Origin of the sequence: Streptomyces bullii, from assembly GCF_042657145.1 — a bacterium.
Lineage (GTDB): Bacteria > Actinomycetota > Actinomycetes > Streptomycetales > Streptomycetaceae > Streptomyces > Streptomyces bullii.
The window spans coordinates 94650-112480 of sequence record NZ_JBHSNY010000006.1 but is presented as its reverse complement, the minus strand read 5'-3'; the positions used below and the strand labels follow the sequence as shown (position 1 = coordinate 112480).

Below are 17831 nucleotides of genomic sequence, written 5' to 3'. Positions count from 1 at the left end.
CCCGGAAGGAGCCGGACATGCGCAGCAAGCTCGTCCTGCACGCCGTCGACTCGCACACCGAGGGCATGCCGACCCGTGTCGTCACCGGCGGCATCGGCACGATCCCCGGCGCGACGATGAACGAGCGGCGGCTGTACTTCCGTGACCACCGCGACGACATCAAGCAGTTGCTGATGAACGAACCGCGCGGGCACTCCGCGATGAGCGGCGCGATCCTCCAGCCGCCGACCCGCCCCGACTGCGACTGGGGCGTCGTCTACATCGAGGTGTCCGGCTACCTGCCGATGTGCGGGCACGGCACGATCGGTGTCGCGACCGTGCTGGTCGAGACCGGCATGGTCGAGGTCACCGAGCCGGTCACCACCATCCGCCTGGACACCCCGGCGGGCCCGGTCGTCGCCGAGGTCGCCGTGCGGAACGGCGCCGCCGGAGCCGTCACCCTGCGCAACGTGCCGTCCTTCGCCGTCGCCCTCGACCGCAAGGCCACCCTGCCCGACGGCCGTACGGTGACGTACGACCTCGCCTTCGGCGGCAACTTCTACGCGATCCTGCCGCTGGAGCGGTTCGGGCTGCCCTTCGACCGATCGCGCAAGGACGACATCCTCGCGGCGGGCCTGGCGCTGATGGACGCCGTCAACGCCGAGGACCCGCCGGTCCACCCGGAGGACCCCTCCATCCGCGGCTGCCACCACGTGTACCTGGCCGGCCCCGGCTCGACGGCCCGCCACTCCCGGCACGCGATGGCGATCCACCCCGGCTGGTTCGACCGCTCGCCCTGCGGCACGGGCACCAGCGCCCGCATGGCCCAGCTGCACGCGCGCGGGGAACTCCCGCTGCACTCCGAGTTCGTGAACGAGTCCTTCATCGGCACCCGCTTCACCGGACGTCTCCTCGGCACCACGGAGGTGGCGGGCCTCCCGGCCGTGCTGCCCAGCTTCACCGGCCGCGCCTGGATCACCGGCACCGCCCAGTACCTGCTGGACCCCGAAGACCCGTTCCCGGCCGGGTTCGTGCTCTAGGGCCCGCCGATAATGTCCCGTGACCGAAGGAGGACGACCGCCATGACCCCGCAGCACAGTCCCGCCCTGCCCTCGCTGGGCGGCAGGAAGCCCAGCTACCGGGAGCGGGTCGCGGACGCGCTGCGGGCGGCGCTGATCGCCGGTGAACTGCGGCCCGGCGAGGTGTACTCGGCGCCCGGCCTCGCCGCCCGCTTCGGTGTCTCCGCCACGCCGGTGCGCGAGGCCATGCTCGACCTGGTCCGCGAGGGCCTGGTCGACACCGTGCCCAACAAGGGCTTCCGCGTCACCGCCGTGTCCGACAAACAGCTCGACGAGTACACCCACATCCGGTCACTGATCGAGATCCCGACGACCGTGCGCCTCGCGGCCACCGCCGACCCGGTCGCCCTGGAGGAGCTGCGCCCCATCGCCCAGGAGATCGTCACCTCGGCCGCGTCGGGCGACCTCATCGCGTACGTGGAGGCCGACCTGCGCTTCCACCTGGGCCTGCTGACCCTGGCCGGAAACGACCACCTGGTGGAGGTCGTACGGGACCTCAGACGCCGCTCCCGGCTGTACGGGCTGACGGCGCTGGCCGAGGCGGGCCGGCTGGAGGCCTCCGCTGAGGAGCACCTCGAACTCCTCGACGCGCTGCTCGCCCGGGAGGCGGAGGCCGTACGGACCGTGATGACCCGGCACCTCGGGCACGTCCGCGGACTGTGGGCCGCTCCCTGAGCGTGTTCTCGGCGCGGACGGCCCGAAGTGCGTGGCGGCCCGGTTCAGCGAGGTGGAGGCGTGTCCTTGACGACCTGCCGAGAGGCCCACGCTTCGCCGTCTGGATCTGCTCGTACACATGGCTCCGCAGTTCGGCGAAGCGGGGCGCCACCCGCGTGTGCAACTGGTCCCGCTCGTCCGGGAGATCGATCTTCAGCTGCTCCTGGACGACGGTGGGGGAGGCGGACAGCACGATCACCCGCTCGCCCAGGTACACGGCCTCGTCGATGTCGTGGGTGACGAACAGGATCGTCATGGCGCGCTCGCGCCACAGCCGCCGTACCAGGTCCTCCAGATCCGCCCGCGTCTGCGCGTCCACCGCCGCGAACGGCTCGTCCATCAGCAGCACCTCGGGCTCGTACGCCAGCGCCCGGGCGATGGCCACCCGCTGCTGCATGCCGCCCGACAGCTGCCACGGATACGCTCCGGCCGCGTCCGCGAGCCCCACCGAGTCCAGCGCGTCGGCGACCAGCTCCCGGCGCCGCGTCCTCGACAACCCTTTCTGCCTCAGGGGGAGTTCGACGTTGTCGCCGACCCGCATCCACGGGAACAGGCTGCGCCCGTACTCCTGGAAGACGAACGCCATCCCGGGCGGCGGCCCGTCCACCCGCCGTCCCGCCAGCGTGATCTCGCCCGCTGTCGGTGCGAGCAGCCCGCCGACGCACTTCAGGAGGGTCGTCTTGCCGCAGCCCGACGGGCCGACCAGGCAGACGAGTTCACCGGCCGCGACGGTGAAGGTCAGGTCGCGGACCGCCTCCGTCCGGCGGCCGGACCCCTCGTACACCTTCCGCAGGCCGGAGACCGCGAGCAACGCGTGCATGGACCGCCCTTTCACGAGCTTCACCGGGACCGGCGGGTGGCGGCGCGCAGCCCGTGGTACCAGCCCAGCACGCGCCGTTCGACCAGTTGGAAGAGGACCGACAGGACGAAGCCGAGCAGGCCCAGGACGAGGATGCCGGTCCACATCTCCGGCAGGGCGAAGGAGCGCTGGAATTGGACGATGGTGAAACCCAGTCCGTTGCTGGCCGCGAACATCTCGCTGATGACCATGAGGATGATGCCGATCGACAGGGCCTGCCGCAGCCCCGCGAAGATCTGCGGGCTCGCCGAGCGCAGCACCACGTCCTTCAGGCGCGCGGCGCCCGTGATGCCGTAGGAGCGGGCCGTCTCCGCCAGCACCGGGTCGACCGCGCGCACGCCCTCCACCGTGTTGAGCAGGATCGGCCACACACAGCCGGCGGCGATCACCACGATCTTCATCGTGTCGCCGATGCCCGCGAACAGCATGATGACCGGCACCAGCACCGGCGGCGGCACCGCCCGCCAGAACTCCAGGACCGGCTCGCACACGGCCCGCACCCGCCGGGAGGAGCCGACGACCGTGCCCAGCGCGACCCCCACTGCGGACGCGAGGGCGTAGCCCGCGGCGAGACGCAGCACGCTCGGCACCACGTCCCCGCGCAGCCGTTCACCCGTCCACACGTCCGGGAACGCCCCGAGGATCGTCCGCAGCGGTGGCCAGTACACGTTCGTGCTCCCGTCGGACGCGGCCCACCACAGGGCCAGCAGCACCGCGGGCAGGGCGAGCGCGCAGCACAGCCGCAGCAGCACGCCCCTCACACCGCCACCTCCCCGCGCACCGACTGGTGCCAGGCCAGCGCCCGCCGCTCCACCGCCCGGGCGCCCATGTTGATCAGCAGCCCCAGCAGACCGGTGACCACGATCAGCGCGTACATCTCCGGCACCGCCTGCGAGGTCTGTGCCACCGCGATCCGCGCGCCCAGGCCGGGGGCGCCGATGACGAGTTCGGCGGTCACGGCGAGGATCAGCGCCACGGCCGCGGCCAGCCGCACCCCGGTCATGACGTACGGCAGCGCCGTCGGCCACAGCACGTGCCGGACCCGCGCCCAGGGGCCCAGGCCGTACGAGCGTGCCGTCTCCTCCGCGACCGGGTCGACGTCCCGCACGCCGTGCAGGACCTGGATCAGCACCTGCCAGAACGAGGCGTACACCACCAGCAGCAGCACCGACCGCAGCTGTGTGCCGTACAGCAGGACGGCCAGCGGGATCAGCGCGACCGACGGGATGGGGCGCAGGAACTCGATCGTCGAGGCCGTCACCTGCCGCAGATACGGCACGACGGAGATCAGCACACCGGCGGCGATGCCCGCGGCCACCGCGATCGCCAGGCCCAGCGCCCAGCCGGTGAGGGTGTCACCGAGCGCCGTCCAGAACGCGGTGTCGGACACCTCCCCGGCCAGCGCGCCGGCGATGCGGCTGGGCGGCGGGAAGTAGTCCTCCTCGACCAGCCCGGCGCGCGGCACCGCCTCGACCAGGGCGAGGAACGCCGCGAGCCCGGCCGCGCCGAGCGCCGCGTTCTCGCCCCTCACGGCAGCAGCTTGTCCAGGTCGGGCCGCTGGTCGAACAGGCCGTCCCGCAGGCCCAGTTCGGCCAGCCGCTCGATGGAGGCGCGGTCCGGTTCGGCGGGCCAGCGGGGCAGCGTCAGCTTCTCCAGCAGGGTGCCGGGGATCTTGGTGTAGGTGGTGAGGATCCGGCGGACCTCGTCCGGGTGGCGGTCGGCGTACGCCAGCGACTCGACGGTCGCCTCCCGGAACCGCTTCACCAGGTCCGGGTTCTGCTGCGCGTACTGCTGGGACGTGAAGTACAGGGCGACGGTGAGGTCGGGCGACACGTCGTAGAAGTTGGAGGCGATCTCCCTGCCGCCCGCGGCCTCCACGGTGGCGAGCGCCGGTTCGGGGGTGCACGCCGCGTCGACCTGTCCGCCGGCCAGCGCGGCCGGCATCTGGTCGAAGGGCATCTCGACGAACTCCACCTCGGAGGGGTCGCCGCCGTCCTTGCGGACCGACTCCTTGATGGAGGTGTCGCAGATGTTGTTGAGCGTGTTGACCGCGGCCTTCCTGCCCTCCAACTGCTTGGCCGACTTGATCGGCGAGCCCTTCCCGACGGTGACGGCGGCGAAGTCCGCGCCGTCCTCGCCGGTGGACGCCACACCGTTCGCCACGGCCTTGACGGGCACGTTCTTGGACTGGGCGACCAGCAGGGAGGTCGTGTTGCTGAAGCCGAACTGGAACTGGCCGGAGACGACACCCGGCACGATCGCCGCGCCGCCCTGCGCGGGCAGCAGCTCCAGCTTGATGCCGCGTTCGGCGTAGAAGCCCTTGTGCCGGCCCAGATACACGGGGGCGACGTCCAGGATGGGGACGATGCCCACCTTGACGGTGGTGGTGCCGCCGGACGAGGCGTCCGCTCCCCGGGCGCCACCGCCGTCGGACGAGCCGCACGCCGTCGTGGCGGCCAGGACGGACACGGCCGTGAGGCCGACGAGCAGACGACGACGCATGACTCCGACTCCCTAGAGGGACTGTTCCCGGGACTCCGACAGCTGTGCGCGCACAGCACACTCGTGCTCAGCGGGAACGTAGAGCCCGGCCCCTCACATGGTCAATGCCCTTACCACACAGGGAAGTTGAACATTCGCATCGTTGACAGCACCGCAGGCGCGCTCGTAGCGTGCGCTCCGCGTACGTTCGTACGTCCTCCCGGAGGCCGCCGATGACCGACGCCGCTCGCGCACCGCACTTCGTCCGGTCCTTCGAGCGCGGCCTGGCGGTCATCCGCGCCTTCGACGCCGACCGTCCGGCGCTGACGCTCAGCGAGGTCGCCCGCGCCTGCGACCTGACCAGGGCCGCCGCCCGGCGCTTCCTGCTCACGCTCGCCGACCTGGGTTACGTGCACACCGACGGCCGGTTCTTCCGCCTCACGCCGCGCGTGCTGGAGCTCGGCTACTCCTACCTCGCCGGCCTCACCCTGGCGCAGATCGCCGAGCCGCATCTGCAGCATCTCGTGGCGCAGGTGGGGGAGTCGTCGTCGCTGTGCGTCCTGGACGGCGACGACATCGTGTACCTCGCCCGCGTCCCCACCCGCCGCATCATGACGGTGTCCGTCACGGTCGGCACCCGCTTCCCGGCGCACCTGACCTCCGTCGGCCGGGTGCTGCTCGCGCATCTGCCGGGGGAGGAGCTCGACGTCCGGCTCGCCCGCACCGAGCTGCGCCCGCTGACCCCGCGCACGATCACCTCGCAGTCCGCCCTGCGGGCCGAACTGCGCCGGGTCCGCCGTCAGGGCCACGCCCTGGTCGACCAAGAGCTGGAGGAGGGGCTGCGCTCGGTCGCCGCCCCGGTGCGGGACCGGGACGGCGAGGTGGTGGCCGGCGTGAACCTCGCCGTGCACGCCGGGCGCACCTCGGTGGAGGCCGTCCGCCGCGACCTGCTGCCGCATCTGCTGGCGACCGTGGCGCGGATCGAGGCGGACCTGAGGATCACAGGTCCAAGACGAGCCGCCTTCCCAGGCACCGGGACACGCAGATCATCATCGTCTCCCCGGAGTCCCGTTCCTCCTGCGTGAGCACCGAGTCCCGGTGGTCCGGGTCACCCTGAAGGACGTCGGTCTCGCAGGTGCCGCAGGTGCCCTCGGTGCAGGAGTAGAGCACCTCGACGCCGGCGGCGCGCACGGCGTCGAGCACCGAGACCCCGGGCGGCACGGTGACGGTCCTGCCGCTTTGCGCCAGCTCGACCTCGAACTCCGCCTCCAGGCCCGCCGGTTGCCCCTTGGGCTGGAACCGCTCCACGCGCAGCGCCCCGGACGGGCAGCGCTCCTCGACGGCGTCGAGCAGCGGCCCGGGGCCGCAGCAGTAGACGAGCGTGCCGTCGGGGACGTCGTCCAGGACCGGCCCCAGATCCAGCAGCCCGGTCTCGTCCTCGGGCGCGATCGTCACGCGGCCTGCGTACCGGGCCAGTTCCCCGGTGAACGCCATCGACCGGCGGGTGCGCCCGCCGTACAGCAGCGTCCACTCGGCGTCCGCCGCCTCGGCCGCCGCCAGCATCGGCAGGATCGGGGTGATACCGATGCCGCCCGCGACGAAGCGGTAGCGGGCGGCGGGCTCCAGCGGGAAGTGGTTGCGCGGACCGCGCACCCGCACCTTGTCGCCCTCGCCCAACTGGTCGTGCACGTAGGCCGAGCCACCGCGTCCGGCCGGCTCCCGCAGGACGGCGATCCGCCAGGCGGACCGGTCCGCCGGATCGCCGCACAGCGAGTACTGCCGCTCCAGCTCCGGGCCGAGCACCACGTCGATGTGGGCGCCCGGCTCCCAGGCCGGCAGCTCCTCGCCCAGCGGATGGCGCAGCGTGAGGGCGAGAACTCCGTCGGCCACCAACTCCTTTTGAGCCACCACGAGTTCGGCTTCGTACGGGCTCATGAGGCGTTTCCCTGCGTCTGGTGTCCTCGCGGGTGGGCCAGCATCCACTCCCACATCTCGACCGGATCCTGACAGGTGTGCTCGCGGCCGCAGTGGCAGGTGCCGTGCAGGACGTCGGTGCCCGGCAGCCAGTCGATGCGGTAGATCTCGCGGGTGGCGAAGGGGTGGGACGGCGCGCTCACTGGACCTTCTCCACGGGCTTGGCGCCCTCCTCGACCAGCCGGGCGAGGATGCGGCGGGCGGCCAGGCCCCCGGTGTCGATGTTGATGCTCAGCTCCTGGTACCCGTGCCGCTCGGTGCCGAGGGTCTTCTGGAGCAGGTCGAGGGCCGTGACGTCCTGCATGACGACCGTGTGGTTGTTGCCACGCAGGAACTCGGTGACCTCGTCGTCGTCCGTCGCCCAGTCCCGTGAGACCGCCCAGAAGTCGTACACCGTGCCGTCGCCGGACGGCGTGATGCAGTACGTGATCTCGGTGTGGAAGCCGTGCGGGTCGCTGCCGTCGGGCTCGGGAAGCACGCCGACGGGGGCGATACGGCTGTGCAGCAGGTACAGACAGGGCGCGTGGTACTCGATGTCCTGCCAGCGGGTGATCCGGCCCTCGATACCGGTCGACCTGGCGTAGAACGGCGGGCACTCGGCGTCGTCCATGTGCCGGCTGACCCGTACGATGCCCGCGCCCTCGTCGACCTCGGTCGTGATCGGCGTCTCGGCGACCTCGGGGGTGCCGATGTAACCGCCGTGCAGATACGTCTCGTGGGACAGGTCGAGGAGATTGTCGACGAGCAGGCCGTAGTCGCAGTCGATGGGTTCCATGCCGCGGACCGTGACCCAGCCGGGGGAGTCCAGGTGCCGCGCCCGCGGGATGCTCCGCGGGTCGGCGAGGGCCGGGTCGCCGATCCACACCCAGATCAGGGAGTCCTGCTCGACGACGGGGTAGGAGGCGACGCGCGCGGTGCGCGGTATGCGTTTCTGCCCCGGCACGTACACGCACGTACCGGTCGTGTCGTACGTGAACCCGTGGTACCCGCACACGATCCGGTCGCCGTCGAGGCGGGTCGGGGCCTCGGACAGCGGGTATCGGCGGTGCACACAGCGGTCGTGCAGGACGACCGGCGTCCCGTCCTCCTCGCTCCGGTACAGCACGAGCGGCTCCCCGAGGACCGTCCGGCCGAGCAACTCCCGTCCGACCTCGTGGCTGTAGGCGGCGACGTACCACTGGTTCCTGGCGAAGGCGGTCATATGAGGCATGGGGCTGGCTCCCGTATCTCTCGTGGTGACGACATCGTCGGGAGGGCCCGCACGGGGCGCAATACGGCTTCCGTCTCGTGGAAGGACCGATGCGAAGACCTGCTCGGGCAGCCGCTGTCACGCGCCGGGAGCGGCTGCTCGCGAGTCCAGGACCAGCACCGCGACGTGCAGGGACGTGCACTGCAGCCCCGATTCCAGGTCGCAGCCCAGGAGCCGTTCGATGGTGTGCAGACGCTGGTAGAACGCCTGCCGGGACATGCCGGCCCGTTTCGCTGCGACCGACTTGTTTCCGGCTGCCGTCAGATAGGCGCGCAGCGCGGGCAGCAGGTCGCCGCCGTTGCGGTCGTCGTGCTCGATGAGGCGGTGCAGCTGCCGTTCCGCGTACCGCTGGAGGCGGGTGTCGTCCCGCAGCACACCGAGGAGTTCCGGCAGCCCGACGTCTGCGGGGACGTAGAACCAGCGGTCGGGGGACGCCGGCGTGATGGCCTCGGCGGTCTGCTCGGCCTCCTGCCATGACCGGGCGATCCCGGACAGGTCGGTCACGCCGGGGCCGACGGCGACGACGGAGTCCGGGCCGAGCTCCTCGCGTGCCAGACGGCCGATCCGCTCGGCGACCGGCTGCCAGGCGCTGGCCTGCGCCAGCGCCAGGAGTATGCCGATCCGGCCCGGGGCCATCTCGCCGACCAGTGCGCGTGTCCCGCTCTGCGCCAGTTCCTTGGCGATCCGTTCGTCGAGCTGCTCGCCCTCGCCGCCGGTACGTGTGTGGCGGATCAGCACGGCGAAGAGACGGTGCCCGAAGGCCGGCAGCCCCAGCGCCTCGGCGCGGGCGCGGGCGTCCGCGGGGGAGCGGAAGCGCCGTTCGCACAGGTCCCGCAGCACGGAGCGGTGGGCCCGGCGCTCCCACCAGGCCGGTCCGGCCAGGCGGGCCATGGTCAGGGCGACCGCCGCACGTTCCAGTACCAGGACGCGTTCCGGGTCGGGCTCCGGGCTCCGCCGGCTGTCCAGCAGGATCAGCCGCCCCCACGGTCCGTGGTGGTCCCGCACCGGGGCTATCAGCCATCCCTCCGGGCCGCTCGGCGCGATCTTCTCCAGGGTCGGTGCGGCCCGGGAACGCCGGGACCAGGCCGACACCACCGGCTCGTAGGGCCGGCCGAGCAGTTCACACATCAGGACCCGGTGGGTGAGGTCCTCCAGCACCACGGGGGCTCCGGTGAGCTCCGCGGTGGTGTGCACCAGTTCCTCGGGACCGGCGCCTCGCAGGGTCAGGGCGGTGAAGATGTCCTGGATCTCCCTGCCGCGGCGCAGCAGTGCCCCCTGGGCGTCGAGGACGAGGGCGTGCACCGTCTGTGTCACGTCGATGAACCGGACGCCGCGGGCGAGCTCGACCAGCGGCACCTCGCGTGCGCGGCAGGCCGCGACCAGTTCGTCGGGCACCTTCCGGTACCGGTGACCGAGCTCCAGGATCAGGCCGGCCGCGTCGACGTCGGCGAGTTGATCGACGTAGCCCCGCAGCTTCGAGGCGTCCTCGGGATACGGCATGCCGGTCGTCAGCACCAGCTCGCCGCCCTCCAGGAAATCCGCCGGATTGAGCAGTTCGGTGACATGCACCCACCGCACCGCGCGGTCCAGCTGTGACTCGCCGGCGAGGACGCGCGGCAGCCCTTCGACGAGAACGGGGAGCTCCAGGACTTCCCGAACTGTGAGGAATCGCCCGGTCGAGGGGTGTTTCATCAGCATCGGTGGCGCTTTCGTCCAAGGGGTGAGGCACACCCTCGCACCTGGTCCGCCCCCCTGACAAGGGCTTGCCCGCTCATTCCCGGAGTCGTCCGCTCCGCCGTGACAGACCGTCTCAAGGAGGCCTCATTGTGGAACAGAGTGTGGGTTGACCTGCGAAGTCGGCCGCCGCGAGAGTGAACGTCATCCCAGCAGCAACCGAAATCGGGGCGGCCGGCGGTGCTCGTTCCACGACCGTCGCCCGGTCTTTCCCGGCAAAGGAGCGCCCCATGAGCACCCCGAAGCGGGTCGCCGTGATCGGTGTCGGCACCATGGGCAGCCAGACGATGTGGCGGCTGGCCGCCCGCGGGGCCGAGGTCATCGGTTACGACCGGTACGCGCCTGGGCACGACCGCGGCGCGGCAGGAGGCGAGACCCGCATCTTCCGCGCGGCCCACCTCGGCGAGCCCGGCTACATCCCCCTGCTGCGGCTCGCTGACCGGCTGTGGGACCGGCTCCAGCGGGAAACGGGCTGTCCACTGCGACGCCGCAGCGGATGCCTGGTGATGGGAGAGGCCACCGCACCGTCCATGCGCCTCCTGCTCTCCTCCAGCGCCACCCACCGGCTTGATCACGAGGTGCTGGACCGTGAGGACCTGGCCCGCCGCTACCCGCAGCACCGCCTCCCCGAGGGGCACACCGCCGTACTCGACCGGATGGGAGCCATCATCAGGCCCGAGGCGTCGATCCAGGCCGCCGCCGGGCGCGCCGAACAGCTGGGCGCTCGTCTGCACCGTTACACCACGGTCCGCGACGTCGCGCCCGCCGCGGGCGGCGGCGTGGACATCGTCACCGACCACGGCACCGACCATGTGGACGCCGCGGTGGTGACCGTGGGCCCCTGGATCAACACACTGCTCCCGGACCTTCCGCGGACGGTCGACGTCCGCCGGCTGATCAGCTCCTGGCACATCCCCACCCGCCACGACTGGTTCGCCGGCGGGGCCCCCGCCTTCGTACGCAGCACACCTCACGACTGCTACGGACTTCCGTCGCCCGACGGCATCTCCGTCAAGCTCGGCCTGTCCCTCGCGCGCTATCTGCCGGTTCCCGACCCCGAACGACTCGACCGCACGGTCCGCCCGGAGGAACTCGATCTCTTCCGCGAGCTCATCGCTGAACTGATGCCCGACCTGAACCCCGACCCCATCCGGCTGTCGGTCTACATGGAGGGCTACACCGAGAACGGGAACCCGCTCGTCGGTCATCTCCCCGGAGAGGACGACATCGTCGTGATGGCCGGGTTCTCCGGCAGCGGCTTCAAGCTCTCGCCCGCGATGGGAGAGATCGCCGCCGACTTCGCGCTCGACGGCGTCACGGAACATCCCGTCGACTTCCTCGCGCCGGCCGCGGTCGGCGCCGTCTGACCCACGGCCCTTTCGGCCCCGGCGTGCCCCTGGCCGGGACGCCTGCCACAGGCGTGTCCGGAAAATCCCAAACGATCATATTTCAGTTTCCCTGAAGGAAAGAAGGAGCAGGTTCATGGCCATTCCCTCGCTGCAGTTCCGGCCGAAGTACGTCTCGTTCGACTGCTACGGCACGCTGATCGAATTCCCGATCACCCCCATCACGTACGAGCTGGTCGGCGACCAGATCCCCGCCGAGAAGTGGGACCAGTTCGTCCGGGAGTTCCGCGGCTACCGCTACGACCAGGTCCGCGGCGAGTACTACCCCTACGAGCAGACGCTGCAGGACGCCTTCGAGCGGGTCTGCCGCAAGTGGGGCGTGAAGGCCGTCCCGGACGCGGGCAAGCGATTCGCCGACGGCGTCCGCAGCTGGGGACCCCACGCCGACGTGCCGGAACCCCTGAAGAAGATGGGCGAGCACTACAAGCTGGTGATCCTCTCCAACGCCGACGACTCCTTCCTCGCCGAGAGCGTGCCCCGGCTCGGGGCGGACTTCCACGCGGTCTTCACCGCCGAGCAGGCCGGCTACTACAAGCCCCGGTACGCCGCGTTCGAGTACATGCTCGACCAGCTCGACGCGTCCCCCGAGGACTTCGTGCACGTCTCCTCGCACACCCGCTACGACCTGATGCCGATGCACGACATGGGCTTCCGCAACCTCATCCTCCTGGACCGCGGCTACGACCCGGTCACCCACGGCTACGACTACGTGACGGTGAAGTCCCTGGACGACCTCAACACCATGCTCGGCATCTGACCGGACCGCACCTCCCCTTCTACACGGTCCGGGACCCGTACGTCCCCGCATCACGGATCCCCGTATCCCCACCGATCTCCAGGAGGCTCTGCCATGGAAGGCAACCGGATAGGACGCAGAACCGTACTCCGCACCGCAGGCGCTCTGGCCGCTGCCACGGCAGTGACCGGATGCGGCTCACTCATGGGCAGTGGCGAGAGCCGCACCTCGTCGGGCGGCGGCGGCAAGAAGCGGCTCGTCGTCAGCAACAGCGGCGGTGCCTACAACGACGCGCTGACCAAGGCGGTCTACGAGCCGTTCGCCAAGGAGACCGGCATCACGGTCACCACGGTCAACTACCAGTCGGCGCAGGTCATCGCCCAGGTGCAGCAGGGCCGTCCGCAGGTGGACCTGATGGACAACTCGCTGCTGGTCTTCCAGAAGATGGCGCGCATGGACTGTCTGGAGGCCGTGGACCACGACCGTCTGAAGAGTGTGAAGGGCGCGGGCATCCCGCAGCATCAGCTGCCGGAGCACGCGGTCGGCAAGAATGTGTGGGCGAGCGTGATGGCGTACCGCACGGACAGTCTGCAGCGTGCCCCCAAGAACTGGGCCGACTTCTGGAACACGCACTCCTTCGCCGGTCCGCGCTCCCTGCAGAGCGCGGACGTGGACATCCCGGAGCTGGAGTTCGCGCTGCTGGCCGACGGTGTGCCGCTGGACAGGCTGTACCCGCTCGACCTCGACCGTGCCTTCGCCTCGCTGTCCCGCATCCGCGGAGACGTGAAGAAGTTCTGGAACACGGGCGCGCTGCCGGCCGTCCTGCTCGGCCGCAAGGAGGTCGTCGCGACGAGCCTGTGGGGCGGCCGTGCGGACGAGCTGATCAAGCAGGGCATGCCGGTCGCCTACCAGTGGAACGGTGCCCGCCGGCTCACCAACGGCTGGGGCATCCCCAAGGGCGCGGGCAACACGGACGCGGCCTACCAGCTGATCGACTTCTCGCTGCGTCCCGACGTCCAGGCGGCCTTCGCCAAGCTGTACCCGAGCGGCCCGGTCGTGCCCGCCGCCACCAAGCTGCTCTCGGACGACGTCCTGGCCACACTGCCGACCTCGCCGCAGAACCTGAAGACCGGGTTCGACGCCGATGTCGCGTGGTGGGACAAGAACCGTGACGTCGTCGCCAAGCGCTGGCAGGAGTGGGCCGATGCCTGAGCGGGCCGCACAAATCGCCTCTGCCGTTGCGCCGAAATCCTCACTGACGGGGAAGTCCCTGTCGGTGGCGGGCCTGCGGAAGTCCTACGGCGGGACGACGGTGGTCGACGGTGTGGACATGGAGATCGCGGCGGGTGAGTTCGTCACCTTCCTGGGCTCGTCGGGGTCGGGCAAGACGACGACGCTGATGATGCTGGCCGGGTTCACCGAGCCGGACTCCGGCACCGTCAGCGTGGACGGCCGTGACATCACCGGCCTCAACCCCGGCAAACGCGACTTCGGCTTCGTCTTCCAGCAGTACCTGCTCTTCCCGCACATGACGGTGACGGAGAACGTCGCCTTCCCCCTGCAACTGCGCGGAGTGCCCAAGGCGGAGATCCGCCGCCGCGTCGGCGAGACCCTGGAAGCGGCCGGACTGTCGAAGTTCGCCGACCGCAAGCCCCGTGAACTCTCCGGCGGTCAGCAGCAGCGCGTCGCCCTGTGCCGGGTGCTGGTCTACCGCCCGCCGATCGTCCTGATGGACGAACCGCTGGGAGCCCTGGACAAGAAGCTGCGCGACCAGATGCAGACCGAGATCAAGTCCATCCAGCGCGAACTCGGCCTGACGGTCATCTATGTGACGCACGACCAGGAGGAAGCTCTGGTCCTGTCGGACCGGATCGCCATCATGAAGGACGGCCGGATCGAGCAGTTCGACACGCCCCGTGGCCTGTTCGAGCGGCCGCGCACGGCGTTCGTGGCCGACTTCCTCGGCGCCGCGAACTTCCTGACCGGCAAGGTCGAGGAGACGACCGAGGACGGATGCACCCCGGTACGGCTGGACACCGGCGGTGTCCTGAAGGCCCGTGCCCACGCCTGTGCGCCGGGGCAGCGGGTCCGTGCCGCGGTCCGGCCGGGCAAGCTCCGCCTGGTCGGTGCTGAGGAGAGCTGTTGCACCGGCACCGTGGAGACGGCCGTCTACGTGGGTTCGCTGACCCGTCTGACCGTCCGTCTGGACGGTGCGGCGCCCGGTACGCCGCCGCTGCGGATCGAGACGGCCGCCACCCCTCCGCGCCCTGGTGAGCGGGTCTGCGTCACCGCCGACCGTGAGGACGTCAGTGTCTTCGACGAGACGGACGGGGGGTGAACCCGTGGCCGGCACCGCTCTCGCGCCTGCCAAGGTGCGTGTGAGAACGTCCGCGATGCGCGGACACCGTTCCCGTATCGCGCTGGTCAACGCCGTCCCCGTCACGGTGTTCCTGCTGGTGCTGTTCGTCTACCCGATCATCGGCGTCCTCTCCCTCAGCCTGGAGGGAGACTCCGGCGGGTTCACGCTGCACTGGTACACCGACGCCCTCAGCGGCGCGAACCTGTCCGTCTTGATGTCGACCCTGCGCATCTCCGCGGAGACGGCGGTGCTCAGCCTGCTGGTGGGGTTCGTCCTGGCGCACGCCATCGCCCGGATGCGGCCCGTCTTCGCGGCGCTGGCCATGCTGATCGTGGTGGTCCCGCACTTCATCAGCGCCCTGGTGCGCACCTACGGCTGGATCATCATGCTTGGCGAGCACGGCCTGATCAACACGTTGGCCACCTCGCTGCACGCGCCGGGCGCTCCGTACGACCTGCTCTACAACGAGACCGGCGTCGTGATCGGCACCACCTCGGTGATGCTCCCCTACACCGTTCTCGTCCTGCAGGGCGTGATGCGCGGTGTCGACCGCCGGCTCCTCGCCGCCGCCGCGGGCTTCGGCGCTGGGCGCTTCACCATCTTCCGCCGCGTGTACCTGCCCCTGGTCGCACCGGGTGTCGGCACCGCGGGCCTGCTCAGCTTCATCCTGTGCCTGGGCTACTACATCACCCCCGCCCTGATGGGCGGCGACAAGCAGACCGTCGTGGCGGCGCTGATCGACCAGCAGGTGATGAAGCAGGACCAGTGGAACTCCGCCGCCGCCTTCGGCGTCATCCTGCTCCTGCTGACCTTCGCCGGCCTGGGCGTCCTGGGCCTGGCCAAGCTGCGCCGCGCCAGGACGGCCGCACGAGGAGGCAGATCATGATGGAACTGCCCGCCACCCGGGCCGGACACATCGGCCGCGCTCTGAGCGCCACCGCGATCCTGCTCTTCCTGGCCATGCCCATCGTCATCATCCTGGTGACGTCCTTCGGCGCCGACGGCATCGGCACCTTCCCGCCGAAGGAGTACAGCACCCGCTGGTACGAGCAGATGGCCGCCCCCGGCGGGAACTGGGCCACCTCCATCGCCCTGTCCAGCCTGATCGCGGCCCTGACCACGGTGTTCTCCCTCATCCTGGGCGTCACCGCCGCCACCGCCCTGGCCCGCGGCCGCCTCCCCCTGCACGCAGCCGTCTACGGACTGGTCCTGGCCCCGCTGCTCATCCCGCAAGTGGTCATCGCGCTCGGCCTGTTCCTGTTCTTCGAACCGGCCGGCATGCTCGGCAGCCCCCTGGCCATCGCCCTCGGCCACACCGTGCTCGCCGCGCCCGTCGCCGTTCTCATCATGATCTCCACCCTGCGCGGCATCGACGAACGCCTCGAAGACGCCGCCGCCAGCATGGGCGCCAGCCGCATGACCATCGCCCGGCGTATCACCTTTCCCCTGGCCACCCCCGGCCTGATCGCCGCCGCGGTGTTCTCGTTCATCACCAGCTTCGACGAGTTCTTCATCGCCCAGTTCATGTCCACACCCGACACCCGCACCCTGCCGGTCCTCGTCTTCAACGCCCTGCAGTTCGACGTCGACCCCACCGTCACCGCCGTCAGCGCGGTCCTCATCGCCCTCGCGATCCTCGCCCTCGCCCTGGTCGCCCTCGTCCGCAAACTCGGCGGGAACCGTAACGGCCAAGGCGTCCTGCCGGTCGAACCCCTCTCCTGACCTCTCCCCTTCCGTGCCGGCCGGGCACCCCAGCGTGTGCCCGGCCGGATCCCCCTACCTTCCTCCCCGCAGGAGACCGATAATGAAGACGATCCCGTACTGGATAGAGACCGCCGGGTCGTTTCCCGACCGCTCCGGCAAACCGCTCCCCGAGGACGCCGACCTGGTGGTCGTCGGCGGCGGACTGACCGGCCTGTCCACCGCCCTGCACGCCGCCCGCAAGGGTGCCCGCGTCACCCTCGTCGAGAAGGGCCAGATCGGCTCCGGCGCCTCCGCGCGCAACGGCGGCATGGCCAACCTGGGCTTCACCATCGGCGTACGCCAGGCCATCCGCAGGTACGGACTGGAGCGGGCCCGCGAGATCTACAACTCCTACGGCGAGGCGGTGGACACCGTCGAGCGGCTCGTGAACGAGGAGTCCATCGACTGCCAGTTCCGTCGCGTCGGACGCCTGGGCGTCGCGTCCCGCCCCGCGCACTTCGAGAGCAAGAAGGCCCAACAGCGTGACCTGGCCCAGTACTTCGGGCACGAGACCACTCTGATCGGCAAGTCCGAGCTGCGTTCCGAGATCGGATCCGACGCCTACCACGGCGGCCTGCTCGACCCGTTCAGCGCGGCACTGCACGTCGGCCGCTTCGTGCGCGGCATGGCCGAGGCGTGCGAGCGCACCGGTGTCGAGATCCACGAACGCAACGCGGCCATCGGAGTGCGGCGTACCGCCGCCGGCCGGTTCGAGGTCAGCACCGAGCGCGGTGTCATCCGTGCCGGGCAGGTCATGATGGCCACCGACGCCTACACCGACAAGAACTTCCCGTGGCTGCGCCGCCAGCAGGTCTGCCTGGGCAGCTTCATCATCGTCACCGAGCCGCTCGGCGAGGAGCTCGCCCGGGACGTCATCCCGAAGAGCCGCCTCATCGTCGACTCCAACAACCTCTGCCACTACTTCAGGCTCACCCCGGACAACCGGCTGCTGTTCGGCGGCCGCGCCCGCTTCGCGCCGTCCGACCCCACCTCGGACAAGAAGAGCGGACAGATCCTGTTCCGTGAGATGTGCGAACTCTTCCCCCAACTCTCCCGGACCAAGGTCGAGTACGTGTGGGGCGGTTCCGTCGGCTTCGCCATGGACCGCATCGTGCACGCCGGGCAGACCGAGGACGGCGTCTACTACTCCCTGGGCTACGCGGGCCACGGCGTGCAGATGGCCACGCACATGGGGCAGGTCATGGCCGAGGTGATGGACGGGCACCCCGAGGTCAGCCCGGTCCGCGACCTCGCCCCGCCCCGCATCCCCCTCTACAACGGCACCGCCTGGTTCCTGCCCTTCGCGGGCGCCTACTACAAGACGCTGGACCGTATCCGCTGACGCGCACGGCCCTCGAGACCGGCCTCTCCCGGCGTCTTCGCGCCGGTGACTTAGGGGCGCGCCCGTGGCGCCACACGACCGGAGCGCCCGGGCCCGCAGCCGTCGGCGACCGGCACCTCTGGCCGGAGCGCCCCCTGCCGCACCGTGCGGTCGGCCGCGCCGCGGGACGACTGCGG

17 protein-coding genes and 1 pseudogene are annotated in these 17831 nt (G+C 70.7%); 10 read left to right on the top strand and 8 right to left on the bottom strand.

What is annotated here, in order from left to right:
* Window positions 1-17 precede the first annotated feature (17 nt).
* Window positions 18-1019 (top strand): proline racemase family protein, encoded by a 1002-nt coding sequence (locus ACFPZJ_RS18035; RefSeq protein ID WP_381022352.1) that lies wholly within the window; start codon window positions 18-20, stop codon window positions 1017-1019.
* A gap of 42 nt (window positions 1020-1061) precedes the next feature.
* Window positions 1062-1733, top strand: coding sequence for a GntR family transcriptional regulator (locus ACFPZJ_RS18030; protein ID WP_381022350.1), 672 nt, complete (start codon window positions 1062-1064; stop codon window positions 1731-1733).
* A 79-nt stretch (window positions 1734-1812) separates the two neighbouring features.
* Here the strand turns inward: ACFPZJ_RS18030 and ACFPZJ_RS18025 are convergent.
* From ACFPZJ_RS18025 to ACFPZJ_RS18010, 4 genes and pseudogenes are all read right to left on the bottom strand, one after another.
* Window positions 1813-2592 (bottom strand): annotated as a pseudogene (locus tag ACFPZJ_RS18025) (ABC transporter ATP-binding protein); the annotation flags it as partial.
* 20 nt (window positions 2593-2612) lie between these two features.
* Window positions 2613-3392: an ABC transporter permease gene (locus ACFPZJ_RS18020; protein WP_381022347.1), complete on the bottom strand. Its 780-nt coding sequence runs from the start codon at window positions 3390-3392 to the stop codon at window positions 2613-2615.
* Complete coding sequence (locus ACFPZJ_RS18015; RefSeq protein ID WP_381022344.1) at window positions 3389-4162, bottom strand: ABC transporter permease; 774 nt, start codon at window positions 4160-4162, stop codon at window positions 3389-3391. The genes ACFPZJ_RS18020 and ACFPZJ_RS18015 overlap by 4 nt, the downstream gene beginning before the upstream one ends.
* Complete coding sequence (locus ACFPZJ_RS18010; RefSeq protein ID WP_381022342.1) at window positions 4159-5133, bottom strand: ABC transporter substrate-binding protein; 975 nt, start codon at window positions 5131-5133, stop codon at window positions 4159-4161. The genes ACFPZJ_RS18015 and ACFPZJ_RS18010 overlap by 4 nt, the downstream gene beginning before the upstream one ends.
* Window positions 5134-5345: 212 nt before the next feature.
* Between ACFPZJ_RS18010 and ACFPZJ_RS18005 the strand changes: the two genes are divergently transcribed.
* Window positions 5346-6197, top strand: a complete 852-nt coding sequence (locus ACFPZJ_RS18005) for an IclR family transcriptional regulator domain-containing protein (protein WP_381022339.1) — start codon at window positions 5346-5348, stop codon at window positions 6195-6197.
* Here ACFPZJ_RS18005 and ACFPZJ_RS18000 read toward each other — a convergent pair.
* The 4 genes from ACFPZJ_RS18000 to ACFPZJ_RS17985 form a co-directional block, all read right to left on the bottom strand.
* On the bottom strand, window positions 6112-7047 hold the full coding sequence (locus ACFPZJ_RS18000; RefSeq protein WP_381022337.1) for a PDR/VanB family oxidoreductase: 936 nt from the start codon (window positions 7045-7047) through the stop codon (window positions 6112-6114). The genes ACFPZJ_RS18005 and ACFPZJ_RS18000 overlap by 86 nt on opposite strands.
* Window positions 7044-7229: a hypothetical protein gene (locus ACFPZJ_RS17995; RefSeq protein WP_381022334.1), complete on the bottom strand. Its 186-nt coding sequence runs from the start codon at window positions 7227-7229 to the stop codon at window positions 7044-7046. The genes ACFPZJ_RS18000 and ACFPZJ_RS17995 overlap by 4 nt, the downstream gene beginning before the upstream one ends.
* Window positions 7226-8296: a Rieske 2Fe-2S domain-containing protein gene (locus ACFPZJ_RS17990; protein ID WP_381022332.1), complete on the bottom strand. Its 1071-nt coding sequence runs from the start codon at window positions 8294-8296 to the stop codon at window positions 7226-7228. The genes ACFPZJ_RS17995 and ACFPZJ_RS17990 overlap by 4 nt, the downstream gene beginning before the upstream one ends.
* A gap of 117 nt (window positions 8297-8413) precedes the next feature.
* Window positions 8414-10033 (bottom strand): PucR family transcriptional regulator, encoded by a 1620-nt coding sequence (locus tag ACFPZJ_RS17985; RefSeq protein ID WP_461095457.1) that lies wholly within the window; start codon window positions 10031-10033, stop codon window positions 8414-8416.
* A 266-nt stretch (window positions 10034-10299) separates the two neighbouring features.
* Between ACFPZJ_RS17985 and solA the strand changes: the two genes are divergently transcribed.
* The 7 genes from solA to ACFPZJ_RS17950 all read left to right on the top strand — a co-directional run bounded on the left by solA (window position 10300) and on the right by ACFPZJ_RS17950 (window position 17655).
* Window positions 10300-11436 carry an N-methyl-L-tryptophan oxidase gene (solA, locus tag ACFPZJ_RS17980; protein ID WP_381022330.1) on the top strand — a complete coding sequence of 379 codons (1137 nt, stop codon included), beginning with the start codon at window positions 10300-10302 and terminating at the stop codon, window positions 11434-11436.
* A 115-nt stretch (window positions 11437-11551) separates the two neighbouring features.
* A complete protein-coding gene (locus tag ACFPZJ_RS17975; RefSeq protein ID WP_381022328.1) occupies window positions 11552-12232 on the top strand; it encodes a haloacid dehalogenase type II in 681 nt (226 codons plus the stop codon).
* Between the two features lie 93 nt (window positions 12233-12325).
* A complete protein-coding gene (locus tag ACFPZJ_RS17970) occupies window positions 12326-13423 on the top strand; it encodes an ABC transporter substrate-binding protein (protein ID WP_381022326.1) in 1098 nt (365 codons plus the stop codon).
* A gap of 64 nt (window positions 13424-13487) precedes the next feature.
* Window positions 13488-14549, top strand: coding sequence for an ABC transporter ATP-binding protein (locus tag ACFPZJ_RS17965; protein WP_381022324.1), 1062 nt, complete (start codon window positions 13488-13490; stop codon window positions 14547-14549).
* Window positions 14550-14604: 55 nt separating this feature from the next.
* Window positions 14605-15456 (top strand): ABC transporter permease, encoded by an 852-nt coding sequence (locus ACFPZJ_RS17960; RefSeq protein WP_381022321.1) that lies wholly within the window; start codon window positions 14605-14607, stop codon window positions 15454-15456.
* Window positions 15453-16292: an ABC transporter permease gene (locus ACFPZJ_RS17955; protein WP_381022318.1), complete on the top strand. Its 840-nt coding sequence runs from the start codon at window positions 15453-15455 to the stop codon at window positions 16290-16292. Before ACFPZJ_RS17960 ends, ACFPZJ_RS17955 begins: the two co-directional genes overlap by 4 nt.
* 82 nt (window positions 16293-16374) lie before the next feature.
* The gene (locus tag ACFPZJ_RS17950; protein WP_381022315.1) at window positions 16375-17655 is read left to right on the top strand and encodes an NAD(P)/FAD-dependent oxidoreductase; all 1281 of its coding nucleotides are present in this window, start codon (window positions 16375-16377) and stop codon (window positions 17653-17655) included.
* Window positions 17656-17831: the final 176 nt, after the last annotated feature.

Excerpts from the sequence above, each read along its gene's own strand:
- ACFPZJ_RS17970 (WP_381022326.1), top strand. The coding sequence starts at position 12,326 with ATGGAAGGCAACCGGATAGGACGCAGAACCGTACTCCGCACCGCAGGC.
- ACFPZJ_RS17950 (WP_381022315.1), top strand. The coding sequence starts at position 16,375 with ATGAAGACGATCCCGTACTGGATAGAGACCGCCGGGTCGTTTCCCGAC.
- ACFPZJ_RS18000 (WP_381022337.1), bottom strand. The coding sequence starts at position 7,047 with ATGAGCCCGTACGAAGCCGAACTCGTGGTGGCTCAAAAGGAGTTGGTG.
- solA (WP_381022330.1), top strand. The coding sequence starts at position 10,300 with ATGAGCACCCCGAAGCGGGTCGCCGTGATCGGTGTCGGCACCATGGGC.
- ACFPZJ_RS17990 (WP_381022332.1), bottom strand. The coding sequence starts at position 8,296 with ATGCCTCATATGACCGCCTTCGCCAGGAACCAGTGGTACGTCGCCGCC.
- ACFPZJ_RS18010 (WP_381022342.1), bottom strand. The coding sequence starts at position 5,133 with ATGCGTCGTCGTCTGCTCGTCGGCCTCACGGCCGTGTCCGTCCTGGCC.
- ACFPZJ_RS17985 (WP_461095457.1), bottom strand. The coding sequence starts at position 10,033 with ATGCTGATGAAACACCCCTCGACCGGGCGATTCCTCACAGTTCGGGAA.
- ACFPZJ_RS18005 (WP_381022339.1), top strand. The coding sequence starts at position 5,346 with ATGACCGACGCCGCTCGCGCACCGCACTTCGTCCGGTCCTTCGAGCGC.
- ACFPZJ_RS17975 (WP_381022328.1), top strand. The coding sequence starts at position 11,552 with ATGGCCATTCCCTCGCTGCAGTTCCGGCCGAAGTACGTCTCGTTCGAC.
- ACFPZJ_RS17955 (WP_381022318.1), top strand. The coding sequence starts at position 15,453 with ATGATGGAACTGCCCGCCACCCGGGCCGGACACATCGGCCGCGCTCTG.
- ACFPZJ_RS18035 (WP_381022352.1), top strand. The coding sequence starts at position 18 with ATGCGCAGCAAGCTCGTCCTGCACGCCGTCGACTCGCACACCGAGGGC.
- ACFPZJ_RS18030 (WP_381022350.1), top strand. The coding sequence starts at position 1,062 with ATGACCCCGCAGCACAGTCCCGCCCTGCCCTCGCTGGGCGGCAGGAAG.
- ACFPZJ_RS17960 (WP_381022321.1), top strand. The coding sequence starts at position 14,605 with ATGCGCGGACACCGTTCCCGTATCGCGCTGGTCAACGCCGTCCCCGTC.